General features: G+C 63.4%; 10 protein-coding genes. 4 read left to right on the forward strand and 6 right to left on the reverse strand.

Annotated elements, in window-relative coordinates; translation table 11 throughout:
• Positions 1-5: 5 nt before the first annotated feature.
• The 5 genes from KY494_RS23155 to KY494_RS23175 form a co-directional block, all read right to left on the reverse strand.
• A complete protein-coding gene (locus tag KY494_RS23155; RefSeq protein WP_308836394.1) occupies positions 6-2,066 on the reverse strand; it encodes a tetratricopeptide repeat-containing diguanylate cyclase in 2,061 nt (686 codons plus the stop codon).
• Positions 2,067-2,240: 174 nt separating this feature from the next.
• On the reverse strand, positions 2,241-3,941 hold the full coding sequence (locus KY494_RS23160; RefSeq protein ID WP_219888384.1) for a methyl-accepting chemotaxis protein: 1,701 nt from the start codon (positions 3,939-3,941) through the stop codon (positions 2,241-2,243).
• Between the two features lie 126 nt (positions 3,942-4,067).
• Entirely contained in the window at positions 4,068-5,876 is a 1,809-nt protein-coding gene (locus KY494_RS23165) for an ABC transporter ATP-binding protein (RefSeq protein WP_219888385.1), read from the reverse strand.
• Positions 5,866-7,617: an ABC transporter ATP-binding protein gene (locus tag KY494_RS23170; RefSeq protein ID WP_219136617.1), complete on the reverse strand. Its 1,752-nt coding sequence runs from the start codon at positions 7,615-7,617 to the stop codon at positions 5,866-5,868. Before KY494_RS23170 ends, KY494_RS23165 begins: the two co-directional genes overlap by 11 nt.
• 290 nt (positions 7,618-7,907) lie before the next feature.
• Complete coding sequence (locus tag KY494_RS23175) at positions 7,908-8,822, reverse strand: phasin family protein (protein WP_219888386.1); 915 nt, start codon at positions 8,820-8,822, stop codon at positions 7,908-7,910.
• A 381-nt stretch (positions 8,823-9,203) separates the two neighbouring features.
• Between KY494_RS23175 and KY494_RS23180 the strand changes: the two genes are divergently transcribed.
• The 4 genes from KY494_RS23180 to KY494_RS23195 are packed head-to-tail and all read left to right on the forward strand — an operon-like array spanning position 9,204 to position 12,519.
• Positions 9,204-10,478: an amidohydrolase family protein gene (locus KY494_RS23180; protein WP_219888387.1), complete on the forward strand. Its 1,275-nt coding sequence runs from the start codon at positions 9,204-9,206 to the stop codon at positions 10,476-10,478.
• 36 nt (positions 10,479-10,514) lie between these two features.
• A complete protein-coding gene (locus KY494_RS23185; protein WP_219136620.1) occupies positions 10,515-11,033 on the forward strand; it encodes a GNAT family N-acetyltransferase in 519 nt (172 codons plus the stop codon).
• Positions 11,030-11,563 carry a GNAT family N-acetyltransferase gene (locus KY494_RS23190; protein ID WP_219888388.1) on the forward strand — a complete coding sequence of 178 codons (534 nt, stop codon included), beginning with the start codon at positions 11,030-11,032 and terminating at the stop codon, positions 11,561-11,563. Before KY494_RS23185 ends, KY494_RS23190 begins: the two co-directional genes overlap by 4 nt.
• A 35-nt stretch (positions 11,564-11,598) precedes the next feature.
• The gene (locus KY494_RS23195; protein ID WP_219888389.1) at positions 11,599-12,519 is read left to right on the forward strand and encodes an Eco29kI family restriction endonuclease; all 921 of its coding nucleotides are present in this window, start codon (positions 11,599-11,601) and stop codon (positions 12,517-12,519) included.
• Between the two features lie 30 nt (positions 12,520-12,549).
• Here KY494_RS23195 and KY494_RS23200 read toward each other — a convergent pair.
• A protein-coding gene (locus KY494_RS23200; protein ID WP_219888390.1) for an IS5 family transposase occupies positions 12,550-13,354 on the reverse strand; the annotation gives its coding sequence in 2 pieces (ribosomal slippage) (positions 12,550-13,014 and positions 13,016-13,354; 804 coding nt in all).
• Positions 13,355-13,384: the final 30 nt, after the last annotated feature.

Below are 13,384 nucleotides of genomic sequence, written 5' to 3' on the forward strand. Positions count from 1 at the left end.
TGCCGTCAGGTGATGGCGGCTGCGGCGATGCCATCTTTGGCGCCAGCTTGCCTGCCATGCGCCGCAGTCGCTGTATCCGCACCGTCCATCCCGTCCGTTCCCCCCAGCACCACGCTCAAATCGACAAAGCCGTCGCGCCACGCGCGTTCCAGGTCTTGCTCCACCGCTTCCAGCGTCGTTCTTTCCACCTGCTGAAAACCGCGCAAGCCATATGCCCGGTTGCGCCCGTGCGCCTTGGCCAGGTACAGCGCCATGTCGATCAGGTTGACGCTGCGTTCCCACGTCAGCGGCCGTCCCAGCGGCGCCAGCGGATAGGGCGCAAAGCCCACGGACACGTGCACCTCGATGGCCTGCCCCTGGTAATGGATGACTTGCGCCGCCATGCCGTTGAGGATGCGCCGCGCGATATCGTCGAGCCCGTCCCGCGCGACGGCGGGCAGGAAGGCGAGGAATTCCTCGCCGCCCCAGCGCACGATCATGTCCGTTTCGCGCAGCACCTCGTGCAAGGTTTCGGCGATCGTCGTCAGCACCAGGTCACCCGCCGCATGGCCGTAACGGTCGTTGATGTGCTTGAAGTGGTCGACGTCGAGCAGGAACAGCGCCCCCACGACATCGGCGCCGGCATAGGAGGGCTGTGGCTTGCCCGCATGGCTGCGCATGAATTCCTGGAAATGGCGGCGGTTGTACAGTGCCGTCAGCGGGTCGCGCGAGCTCTGGCGCTTGAGTTCCTGGTTTTTTACCTTCAGCTGCACGTTCGCATGGCGCACCTTGCGGTACAGCAAGCCGACGATGACGGACGCCATGGCCAGCACCAGCGCCAGCAGCCACCACACGCGCTGCTGCAGGCGGCGGTTGTCGATTTCCGTGCTTTTGAGCTGATTTTCGCGGCTCAGCAGCTCGATCTGGCGCTGCTTCTTTTCCGCCTCATACTTTTCTTGCAATTCATACACGGCCTTCTGCCGCTGCTTTTCGAACAGCTGGTTGGAAATGTCCCGCTCGCGGTGGTAGGCCGTGACGGCGCCGCGCATGTCGCCCGCCTTTTCCAGCGCCATGCCGTATTCCAGCAGCACGGCCTGCATGTCCGGCTGGTTGGCCGTGCGTTCGTAGTAGGCCAGGCCCGTGGCCACGCTTTGCTTGCCTTCCTGCAGCCGTCCCTGGCCGATCAGCGCCTGGCCGATGTTCAGGCGCGCCGTCGCCTCCACCTGTTGATCGTTGACCAGGCGCGCCGCCGTGATGGCTTCATTCGCATAGCGCAAGGCGCGCGCGTAGTCGCCTTCCTTCAGATAGCTGTCCGACAGGTTGACGAGGGTGACGGCCACCATGCCACGTGCTCCCAGCTGGCGTTCCAGCGCCAGGGCCGCCAGCAGGGCGCGCTGGCCCCGTTGCGGCTGCTGCGCGTCGAGCGCCAGGCCGTATTCCGTATTCTTTGCCTGCGCCATGCGGCCCGGCGATGCCAGGGTGGTGGACACGGCCAGCAGCTCGTCGAGTACCTCGAAGCCCTTGTCGTATTCGCGCATCTGCGTGTACAGCAGGGTGAGGGCATTCAGGGCGGCGGCCAGGCTGGAGGGGGAATTGCTCTGGCGCGCCAGGTCGACGGCCGCCTGCAGCTTGGCCAGCGCGAACGGGAAATTGCCTTCCTCGGCCCACGACTGGCCCGCGCTGATGGTGGCCTGTACGCGCACGGGCAGGTCGTCCGTGCGGTTGGCGATCTTTTCCGCTTCGAAGGCCAGCAGGTGCGAAGCGCGGCGCTCGTTGCGGGCAAACGTGATGTAGGCCTTGTTGAGTATGCCTTTTGCCAGCGCCACGTCGCTCTTGTTCATGCGGGCGTAGGCGATCAGTTCCTCGGCCAGTTGCATGGCGATGTCGTTCTGCCCCAGGCGCATGCGGGCGTTGCTCAGTTGGGTAAGGAATTCCGCGCGCACGGGCAGGGGGGCGGTGCGCGCCTGCGTTTCCACCTCTTGCAGGCGCTGCAGCGCGCGCGCGGGCACGAAACGGCCATCGTCGCGCACGGCGGCAAGATACTGCTTGAGGTCGCCGACCTGGGCCTGGACGGCAGGCGGCAGCAAGCAGGCCAATGCCAGCAGCCAATGCGCCTTTCGCCATGATGCCCGTCTCTGTCTGCCTGCCAACGTCCCGCCCCCGCAATGATCATGCTTGTCTGCAGCGATTATATGATGTTGCAATCAAGAAATATCATGGCATGTGCAGATTTTTGCAAAAATGCACACTTTGGCCGCACGTCAGCGCAGGGCCAGGGCGGCCGTGGCCGGCGGGCTGCCTTTCAGGCGGAAGATGGCGACGGCCTCGATCAGGGCTTGCGCCTGTTCCTGCAGGCTTTCGGCAGCGGCGGCCGCCTGCTCGACCAGGGCGGCGTTCTGTTGCGTGATGTTGTCCATTTGCGTGACCGCCTGGTTGACCTCGCTGATCCCCGCGCTTTGCTCGTGGCTGGCGCTGGTGATCTCGCTCATGATGGCGGCCACCTTCTGGATCGATTCCACCACCAGCGCCATGGTGCGCCCCGCCTCGTCGACGAGCTTGCTGCCGGCATCGACTCGTTCCACGGAGGCGCCGATCAGGGTCTTGATTTCCTGGGCGGCGGCAGCGCTGCGGTGGGCCAGGCTGCGCACCTCGCCGGCGACGACGGCGAAGCCGCGCCCCTGTTCGCCTGCCCGCGCCGCCTCGACGGCGGCGTTCAGGGCCAGGATGTTGGTCTGGAAGGCGATGCCGTCGATGACGCCGATGATGTCGGCGATCTGGCTCGAACTTTCCTTGATGGCGCCCATCGTGCTGACCACCTGGGCGACGACGGCGCCGCCCTGCACGGCAACGGCCGAGGCGGTGGCCGCCAGCTGGTTCGCCTCGCCGGCGTTGCTGGCGTTTTGCCGCACCGTCGCCGTCAGCGTTTCCATCGAACTGGCCGTTTCTTCGAGGGAACTGGCTTGCGCTTCAGTACGCGCCGACAGGTCGGCATTGCCCAGCGCGATTTCGTGCGTGGCCACCGACATTTCGCCGGTGCTGCTGCGGATGTCGCCGATCAGCCCCGTCAGGTTGGCGTTAATGGTGTTCATCGCCAGCAACAGCACGCCGATTTCATCGGCCCGTTCGATGACGGCATCGATGCTCAGGTCGCCGCCAGCGATCAATTGCGCCGTGGCGATCGCCTGGTCCAGGCTGCGCTTGATGTGGCGGTACACGAGGAACAGGCACAGCAGCGAAACCATGACCGACACCAGCAGCACGCCGACGGTGACGGAATAGGCCGCCATGGTGCCGCCCGTCGCCGTCTGCACGGCCGCGCTCGTGCGCTGGTCCAGCAGCGTGAGGAATTCATTCACCGGCTGCATGATCTTGCCCTTGTTACGGTGGTATTGGGCATCATGCATGATGGTGCGGGCCATTTCCGGGTCGGGCGGACCCTTCTTGGTAAAGTTGCCGCTGCCATCGTCGAACAAGCCCTTGACGGCGTTCATGGCGATCACCTCGGTCTTCACCAGACCGTCGGAATTGGCCTGGGCCTCCTGCAGTTTGGCAAATTCCTGCTCGCTGAAGCCGGCTTTGCGCATCAGCTCGGCCAGTGGCACGCTGGGGCCCGTCGACGCCGGCACCGGCATGCCCGCCGCCACGAAGTCCCAGTAGATGCGCTCGTAGTGGGCGGGGCGCGGCTTCTTGCCGTTGCGGATGTCGAGGATGTCCATGTATTGCTGCTCGTAGCTGGCGTCGCCCGTGACGACGTAGGTGCGGGCCAGCCGGGTCAGGTCGTCCGAGCTTTGCCGCAATTCATCGGCCAGCAGATAGGATTGGAAGCGCGTTTCAGTGACCTGGTTCGCTTCGGCCTGTTTGGTGGCGACACGGAACAGGGCCAGCAGGCTGACGATGGAGAGCGCCAGGCTAAGCAGGAAGATGGCGGCAAAGATATTCTTGATCGACAGTTTGCTGCGCATGGCGTCCCCCGGAAGTGTGGTTGGGGCCGTCGGCGCTGCCCGCCAGATGAATATACTCCCGTCTGTACGGCATTTTTAATGCCGTACAGAAAAATAGTGGCGCCATGCAACGGCGCCCCGTGCCTATCACACTGCCAGTTGCTGCAGCAGGTACAGGCGCTGGTACAAACCGCCCTCGATCTGCATCAGCTCCTCATGTGGTCCCGCTTCCGTGATGCGGCCGTGATTGAGCACGATGATACGGTCGGCTTCGCGGATGGTCGACAGGCGGTGCGCGATGGCGATGATGGTCACCTTGCCGCGCAACTCGTTGAGGGCCAGTTGCACGATCTGCTCCGTCTGGCTATCGATGCGCGAGGTCGCTTCGTCGAGCAGCAAAATGCGTGGCTGGCCGGCCAGCGCGCGGGCAATCGCGATCAGCTGCTTCTGCCCCGACGACAGGCGCGAGCCGCCTTCGCCCAGCGGCGTGTCGTAGCCGTGTTCCAGCGCCGCGATGAAGTCGTGCGCATGCGCGGCGCGCGCGGCCGTCTCGATCTGCGCCTGCGTGTAGCCGCGCCCCATGTCGATGTTTTCGCGCGCCGAGGCGGCCAGCAGGAAGGGGTCTTGCGGCACCAGGCCCACGTCGGCGCGGAAGTGTTCATTGTCGATGCTGTCGAGGGCGACGCCATTGATGGCGATGCTGCCCTGCGCGACGGGGTAAAAGCGCAGCAGCAAGGACAGCAAGGTCGACTTGCCGCTGCCCGTGTGGCCGACGATGCCGAAGAACGCGCCCTGCGGAATGCTCAGCGACAGCTCGTGCAGCACGGGCTGGTTTTCCACGTAGGCGAAGGTCAGGTTCTGGATGTCCACGGCGGGCAGGTCGCTGTCCGCCTTTGCCTGCCGCAGGGCCGGTGTTTCCCTTCCCTGCGCGTGTTCCAGCGCCTGCGCTTCGTCCAGCAGGGCCGAGACGCGTGCCGTCGCCACGACCGACTGCTGCAATTGGCTGAACTGCATGGTGATCTGGATCAGCGGCTCGATCACGCGCGCGATATAGCTGATGAACGCGTACAGCACGCCCACTTCCAGGGCGCCCATGTCGCGCTGGCCGAAGCTGAAGATGACGACGGCCAGCAGCACGATGTTGAGCATGTCGAGCGCGGGGCGCAGCAGCCAGGCGTTGGCGCGCAACTCCTGCATGCGCGCCGTGTAGTGGTCCTGGTTGATGCCCGTGAAGCGCTGGCCGAAGCGCTTTTCCGCGTTATTCGCCTGCAGCACGCTCATGCCGCCGATCGATTCGGCGATCTGCCCGTTGATCTCGCTGCGCAGGGCGCGCGCCCGCGTGACGGCCGGCGCGCTCCAGCGCTGGTACAAAAAGACGATGAGCAGCACGGCCGGCAGCAGGGCCAGCACGATCAGCATCAGCCGCCAGTCGAGGAAGGCCATGGCGGCCATGGTGCCGACCAGCACGATGGAGCTGTCGAGGATGACGAACAGCACCTGCACGTACAGCGATTTCACCGCTTCCGTGTCGTTGGTGACGCGGCTGACCAATTGCCCCGTGATGGCGCGGTCGAAAAAGGCCATCGGCAGGCGCAGCACGTGTTGATACACGGTTTCGCGCAGGCGCTGCACCGAGCGCATGGCCAGGCCGGACAGGCGCACCAGCTGCAGGTAGCGCAGGCCGGAAGCGACCCAGCCCGTCAGCAGGCAGCCGCCCAGCAGCAGCGACATGCGCGTCCAGTCCAGGTGGCGCGGCAGCAGATGCTGGTCGATCAGGGCCTTGCCTAAAATGGGCCCCGTGACTTCCAGGGCGGCGGCGAGGATCAGCCAGAACGTGGCCCAGTATAAATGGCGCAGGTCGGGCGCGGCGGCGCGGCGCAGCAGGCCGATCGCTTGCGCGGCCTGGCGGCGCACGGATGGCGTGGTGGTGTTGGCTTGGTCGGTCTTAGATGGCATCGAGGCTGGCCTCCAGTTGTTGATAGCGCCACTGGCTGGCGTACCAGCCGTCGCGCTGCATCAGCGCGTCGTGGCTGCCCGTTTCCGTCACGTGGCCATCGCGCAGCACCAAAATCAGGTCGGCGTTGACGACGGCGCTCAGGCGGTGGCTGGCGATGATGGCGCTGCGCTCGGGACGCTTGCGGCGCAGTTCTTCCAGGTGCTGCAGGATGCGCGTTTCCGTGCCCGTGTCGACGGCGGATAAGGCATCGTCGAGCAGCAGCAGGCCGTTGTCGGCCAAGAGGGCGCGGGCAATCGCCACGCGCTGGCGCTGGCCGCCGGACAGGGTGATGCCTTTTTCGCCCACGTGCGTTTGATAACCGTCCGGGAATTGCAAGATGTCGGCATGGATGTCGGCCAGCTGCGCCGCCCGTTCCACTTCCTCGCGCGTGGCGCCAGGGCGGGCCAGGGCGATATTGTCGGCGATGCTGGCGGAGAATAAAAACGATTCCTGCGGCACCCAGCTGATGGCCGCGCGCAGCGCATGCAGGGTGTAGGCGTCCAGCGCCTGACCATTCCACGTGGCCGTGCCCGATTGCGGCGTGACCTGGCGCAGCAGCACGCGCAGCAGGGTCGACTTGCCGCTGCCCGTGGGACCGACCAGGCCCAGGGTCTGGCCCGGCTGCAGCAGCAGCGAAATGCCGGACAGGGCCGGCGCCGTCTGGCCCGCGTAGGCGAAGCCGATATCCTGCAATTGCAGGGGGCCGGGCGTCAGCGTATCGATCGTGCCATGGTCGTCGATGGCCAGCGGCGCATCTAACATGGGTTGCAAGCGTTGCCAGGCGGCGCGGCCCCGTTCGATCAATGACAGTACCCAGCCGGCGGCGAACATGGGCCAGATCAGCTGGCCCAGGTACATGGAAAAGCTCGTCAGCGCGCCGATGGTCAATTGATCGTGCCACACGAGGTAGCCGCCCAGGCCCAGGGTCAGCGCCGTGGCGGCCGTCAGGGTCAGGCCGACGGCCGGTTCATACGCCGCTTCCCAGCGCTGCGCCGTCAGGCTGGCGTTGGCCGCGTGGCCTGCCAGGGTGGAAAACTGCGCGCTGCTGCGCTCTTCCAGGCCCAGCGCGCGCAAGGTGCGCACGCCCGACAAGGACTCTTGCACATGGTCGTTCAACGCGGAAAAACGTTGCAGCGAATCTGTCGACGCCGTATGGATATGGCTGGAAATGCGCCAGAAGGCCAGTCCCATCAGCGGGAAGGGCAAGAGGGCGATGCAGGCCAGGCGCCAATCCACGCCCAGCAGCATGATGCCCAGCACCATCAGCAGGGTCAGGGTGCCGTCGAAGCCGGCCAGCATGGCTTCGCCGGCGGCCATTTCGATGGCGTCGATGTCGTTCGTGGCCAGCGCCATCAGGTCGCCCGTGCGCTGGTTCTGGTAGAACGACGCGCCCTGCTGCGACATGCGCGTGTAGAAGCGCGTGCGCAGCATCACGCCCAGCTGGTAGGCGGCCTTGAACAGAGTGATGCGCCAGCCCACGCGCAGGAAGTAGATGACGACGCCGACGGCGAGCAGGGTCAGCAGCTCAAGCCACAGTTCGGCGGCCGTCATGCGGTGCGCGGCCAGCGCGTCGATGATGGCGCCCACGCGGCGCGGGATCCAGACGGTCAGTGTTGCCACGCCTGTCAGCATGACGGCGGCGGCGGCATACGCCGGCCAATGCTGACGCACGAAGCCGGCGATGAGCCTCGATAAACTCATGGTTACCTTTTGTTTTGAGTAATGGGGTGTCGCGGGGCGGAAGGACGGGCACGCGGACGGAAAGTACGCGTAGGATACAACAAGGCGGAAAAGCGCGCTGTGGACGGGCACGCAAAAAACGGGCCGTAGCCCGTTGTTTTGCTGCGTCAGTGGCGTGCGCGGAGCTTGCAACGCGTAACAAAACCGTAGCGAGCGGAAGGAAGTTGTGGCCGAGAAGCGCAACTGTACGAAGGTACAGTGAGCATCGCAGGTCGCAAATTACGACGCGCAGTAGGTTTTGATAGGCGTTCTTACTTGCGGCCGTTGCCTTTGCCGCCGCCCAGCATGTCGAGCTGTTTCGATGGCGCGCCCTTGGGGGCTGTCTTGGCTACCGGCTTGGCGGCTGGCGCAGGGGTATGCTTCACGGCGGCCTTGGCCACGGTCTTGCCGGCGGCGCTGGCCGGTTTGGCGACTGGTTTGCTGGAAGGAAATGGTTTCGCGGCCGGCTTGGCTGGCGCTGGCGCAGCGACTTTCGCTGCTGCCGCGGCGGGGGCCGGTGCGGGTTTGGCCGCTTCAGGCTTGGCCACTGGCTTGGCTTCGACGGCTTTCACGGCGGGCTTGTCGGCGGCCTTCTCGGCAACCTTGGCCGGTGCCGCCGCCGGCTTGGCTGCTGGAGCCGCAACGGGGGCGGGGGCGGGTGCTGCCTTGGCGACAGGCTTGGCCACTTCGACCGGTTTGGCTGGCACAGGCTTGGCGGCGGGCGCAGGTGCCGCTGCCACTGGTGACGGTGCCGGTGCGACGGCCGGCTTGGACGCAGGCGCCGCAGTAGCAGGTACAGCGGCCAGCGTCGGCTTGGCCGCTGCCGGGGCGGGAACGGTGGCGGCAGGGGCTGCCGCATCGAGGCGGGCCTTGGCCGAGGCCAGCAATTCAGCCTGGGTGCCCGAGGCGATGCCGAACAGCTGGCGGCTATAGGCCAGCACGCTCTCGATGCTCGGTTGCGCCTGGCTGGTGCTGTAGCTGAAGAAGTCGCGCGGGTCCTGCGTTGCCAGCAGGTGCTGCGCCGTTTCCGCTGTCTGCGACAGGGCGGCCTTGCCGGCGTTCAGGTTCAGGGCGATGATTTTCTCGGCGCTTTCAAAGACTTTGTTGGTCAGGGTGCTGAAGATTTGCAGCTGGCTTTCCAGTTGCGACTTGGCGGCGCTGGAAAATTGTTCAGGAAGCGGAAACATATTTACTCCTTTGTACGGATTAAAATGCTGGCAAAACGCTCTGCAAAATCCCGAAAACCAGAGTTGGCCGCGTTTTGTAAAGTGGGTAGCGTGCTAAAAGCTGATCATGGACTTTTTATGATGCAACGCAATATGAATATTCTAGCGGTGATTCGAGTTAGTTGAAAGCTATTTTCTCAAGGGCGTGCGCCGTGTGTTTGCGCTATTCATGCGCCTGGCAGCATTTGCGGGAAGTTTGCGCACGCGCAAAGCGTTGCCAGGAAATCTATGGCTACGCTTTTGCCAGTGGCTGGTTTCTTGCACTGCAGCATCCGTGAGAAATATATGAAATGACAATTAACTGAAACGCCAGACACAGATGTCAACCGAAGGAGTGTCCGCATGGACCTAGTCATCCGCAATGCCAGCCTGCCCGACGGGCGCCGCGCCATCGATATCGCCATCGAGGACGGCCGTATCGCCGCCGTCGGCCCCGCCTTGCCCGTGACGGGCGCGCAGGAGATCGACGCCGCCGGCGACCTCGTCACGCCGCCCTTCGTCGACGCCCACTTCCACATGGACGCCACGCTCAGCTACGGCCTGCCGCGCGTGAATGCCTCCGGCACCCTGCTCGAAGGCATCGCCCTGTGGGGCGAGCTGAAACCGCAACTGACGCAGGACGCGCTGGTGCAACGCGCCTTGCAGTATTGCGACTGGGCCGTGGCGCGCGGCTTGCTGGCCATCCGCTCGCACGTGGATATCTGCGACCCGCGCCTGCTGGCCGTCGAAGCGCTGCTCGACGTCAAGCGGCAAGTGGCGCCGTATCTCGATTTACAGTTGGTGGCCTTTCCGCAGGACGGCATCCTGCGCAGCCCGGGCGCCTTCGACAATTTAAAGAGGGCGATCGCCATGGGCGTCGACGTGGTGGGCGGCATTCCGCATTTCGAGCGTACCATGGCCGACGGCGCGGAATCGGTGCGCCTGCTGTGCGAATTCGCCTGCGAGCGGGGCCTGATGGTGGACATGCATTGCGACGAATCGGACGACCCGCTGTCGCGCCACATCGAAACCCTGGCCTTCCACAGCCAGCGCCTTGGCATGCAGGGCAGGGTGACGGGCTCGCACCTGACGTCCATGCATTCGATGGACAATTACTATGTGAGCAAGCTGCTGCCCCTGATCCACGAGGCGGGCGTGGCGGCGATTGCCAACCCCCTCATCAACATCACCCTGCAGGCGCGCCACGATACGTATCCGAAGCGGCGCGGCATGACGCGCGTGCCCGAGATGCTGGCCGCCGGCATTCCCGTCGCCTTTGGTCACGATTGCGTGATGGACCCGTGGTACAGCCTCGGTTCGGGCGACATGCTGGAAGTGGCGCACATGGGCTTGCACGTGGCGCAGATGACGGGCCAGCAAGCGATGCACGACTGCTTTTTGGCCGTGACGCAGACGCCGGCGCGCATCCTGGGCCTGGACGGCTATGGCATCGCGCCCGGCTGCCATGCGGACTTGCTGATCCTCGATTGCGGCTCCACGGTGGAAGCGCTGCGCCTGCGCGCGGCGCGGCGCCTGGTGCTGCGGCGCGGGAAAATCGTCAGCGAGGCGCCGCGCGCGCAATCGCGCCTGCACCTGCCGGGGCGGCCCGACAGCGTGAACTTCCGCCTGGGGCGCTGATACAATCGGCCATCACTTGTTATCGGGAGCACCGCCTTGAAAGAAATTGATATCCGCCCGGCCCAGGAAGCCGACTTCGACGCCATGTGGCCGATTTTCCAGACCCTGGTGGCCGCTGGCGACACCTACACCTTCCCCGCCGATACTACGCGCGAAGCGTGCCACGCCTACTGGTTCGGCCCCGGCATACAAAGTCATGTCGCCGTGATGGGCAGCGAGCGCTTGCTGGGCATGTACAAGCTGGTGGCGAACCAGCCGGGTCATGGATCGCACGTGGCCAATGCCTCGTTCATGGTCGATCCCGCCGCGCAGGGCGTGGGCGTGGGGCGCATGCTGGGCGTGCACTGCATGGAAGAAGCGCGCCGCGCGGGCTACCTGGCGATGCAGTTCAACTTCGTCGTCAGCACCAACCTGGGCGCCGTCACCCTGTGGAAAAAGCTGGGCTTTTCCATCATCGGCACCCTGCCGCTGGCCTATCGCCACGCTCAACTCGGCTATGTCGACGCCTACGTGATGTACCAGTTGCTGACCGATCCGATGCAGTGGCCGGCATGAGCGGCGCCGTCACTGTGATCGAGACGCCGCGCCTGCGCCTGCGCACCTTCACGCCCGAGGACGCGCCGTTCTACCTTGCACTGATCAATGAACCATCGTGGATCGCCAATATCGGCGACCGCAACATCCATACCGTGGATGCGGCGCGCGCGGCGCTGGAGGCCGGTCCGATGGCGCAGTTCCGCGAGCATGGCTATTGCTTTTACGTTATCGAGCGCCACAGCGACGGCACGGCCATCGGCATGGGCGGCATGATACGCCGCGACAGCCTGCCCGGCCCCGACATCGGCTACGCCATGCTGCCCGCCTACTGGGGCCAGGGCTATGCCTGGGAGGCGACGGCGGCCATCGTGCGGCATGCCCGGCACACGCTGCGCATCCCCACCCTGTACGGCATCACCTCGCCGCAGAACCAGGCGTCGATCAATTTGCTCAATAAACTGGGCTTGCGCTTCGAGCGCTTTTCGCGCCTGCCGCCGGCGGGCAAGGATACCAATATCTACCGCAAGGATTTTCACCAGTTTTCGTAGTGTGAACGTCAATATTGAATAGAGTAAGGAAATAGATGGCCACAAGTAAAAAAGTCGTTCCACCTCTCGAAACTATGCTTGCTGAATTGCAAGATTTAGCCAGTCGAATAGCCAATGTTGACGCAGGTACTGATGCTCGTAGCGTCAAAAAAATCCGTTTGGAACTAGAAAAGGCTGTGTCTGAGATCAAGGCGACCACAGAAAGGTTGGACCCCGTTTGGCGCCCCGAATCGATTTTTGATCCTTCCGATCCCAATACTGCTGGCAGAGTAGTGGCCTTGACCATGGTTGCGCAGGAAAGGCATTCGTTAGCGGCGATCCCTGAGTTTTACGGCGCCGGGGTGTATGCGATCTATTATGGGGGTGATTTTTTGCCATACTTGCCGCTTAAAGACAAGGATCATCCTATCTATGTCGGGAAAGCTGACCCTGACCGACAAGGCGCCAAGGATGCTGTAACTCAAGGAACAAAGTTGTCGGCACGACTCAATGAACATGCTCGTAGTATTCGAAAAGCTACCACGACGCTGAAGATTGAAGATTTTGAATGCCGCTTTTTGATTGTGCAAAGTGGATATCAAAAGTCGGCCGAAGATTATTTGATCAACTTTTTTAAGCCTATCTGGAACTCGGAAACAAAGATTTGTTTTGGTCTTGGGAAGCACGGTGACAGTTCTGATACACGTGTCAACAAACGATCACCCTGGGACACCCTTCATCCAGGACGAGAATGGGCGGATAGAACTTTTGAAAACCAGAAATCACCTGAGGTGATCAATGAGCAAATTGCTGGTCACTTTGCAATCCATATGCCCTACACGGATGTCCATCAGATTTTCGAACGTATCATGGCCGATATGCGTCAGATTAACCGGGAGCGTTTTTTTACTCCCACAAAAGATGGTGTTTTGTTCGATCAGGTAGCGGCCGAGGTCACTTCCCCTCCAGGAAAGTAGCGTCGTAGAACTGATTTTGCCTTAGAACTCCTAACAAAACCTCTGAATGTATCTCCAGCAGATGAGTATGCAGGCAAGCGAGAGGAATGCCTGATGGATATCGGCACGGCGCTCGTAGCGGATACGTAATCGGCGAAAGCGGTGCAGCCATCCCAGTGTGCGTTCGACCACCCATCGCCATTTACCCAGGCGTTCGCGCGACTCAATGCCGTAGCGGGCTATGAGTGGAACGATGCCACGGCTGCGCAACCAGGCCCGATGGGCACGCGAAGCGTAGGCCTTGTCGGCATGCAGTTTGGCAGGACGTTTGCGTGGACGGCCAGCAAGACCTGCTACTGGAGGGACGGCTTCAAGCAGGGGAATGAGCATTCGGGAATCATGTACCTGAGCCCCCGATATGCTCGCCACCAGAGGCAGACCGCGTTGATCGACGAGCAGATGGTGCTTGCATCCGAGCTTGTCACGGTCGGTGGGATTGGGGCCGGTATGCTGTCCGCCGAGGGGGGGATGGCACGCTGGCCGAGTCGACACTGGCGCGTTCCCACTGAATTTGGTCGTATTCCCGCAAGTGCTGCAGCATGGCGTCATGGATGCGTTGCCACGTGCCGGTTTGTTGCCAGGTATGTAGACGCCGCCAGCAACTCATGCCGCTGCCGCAACCGAGTTCACGGGGAAGATATTCCCAAGGCAAGCCGGTCTTGAGGACGAACAGGATGCCGGTCAAGGCGGCACGGTCGTCAATGCGAGGACGCCCGCCTTTGGGAGAGGGACGATGTGCTGGCAGCAAAGGCTGAATCAGCACCCACAGGTCATCAGGAAGAAGTGCTTTGGCCATGGCGCGGCCCTCGAAAATGATGTCAGGTAG

It is taken from the genome of Janthinobacterium sp. PAMC25594 (assembly GCF_019443505.1).
Classification (GTDB): Bacteria; Pseudomonadota; Gammaproteobacteria; order Burkholderiales; family Burkholderiaceae_D; genus Janthinobacterium.

Bases quoted from the DNA above. Each gene is read 5' to 3' on its own strand.
- KY494_RS23160 (WP_219888384.1), bottom strand. From the start codon at position 3,941: ATGCGCAGCAAACTGTCGATCAAGAATATCTTTGCCGCCATCTTCCTG.
- KY494_RS23165 (WP_219888385.1), bottom strand. From the start codon at position 5,876: ATGCCATCTAAGACCGACCAAGCCAACACCACCACGCCATCCGTGCGC.
- KY494_RS23170 (WP_219136617.1), bottom strand. From the start codon at position 7,617: ATGAGTTTATCGAGGCTCATCGCCGGCTTCGTGCGTCAGCATTGGCCG.
- KY494_RS23175 (WP_219888386.1), bottom strand. From the start codon at position 8,822: ATGTTTCCGCTTCCTGAACAATTTTCCAGCGCCGCCAAGTCGCAACTG.
- KY494_RS23180 (WP_219888387.1), top strand. From the start codon at position 9,204: ATGGACCTAGTCATCCGCAATGCCAGCCTGCCCGACGGGCGCCGCGCC.
- KY494_RS23190 (WP_219888388.1), top strand. From the start codon at position 11,030: ATGAGCGGCGCCGTCACTGTGATCGAGACGCCGCGCCTGCGCCTGCGC.
- KY494_RS23195 (WP_219888389.1), top strand. From the start codon at position 11,599: ATGGCCACAAGTAAAAAAGTCGTTCCACCTCTCGAAACTATGCTTGCT.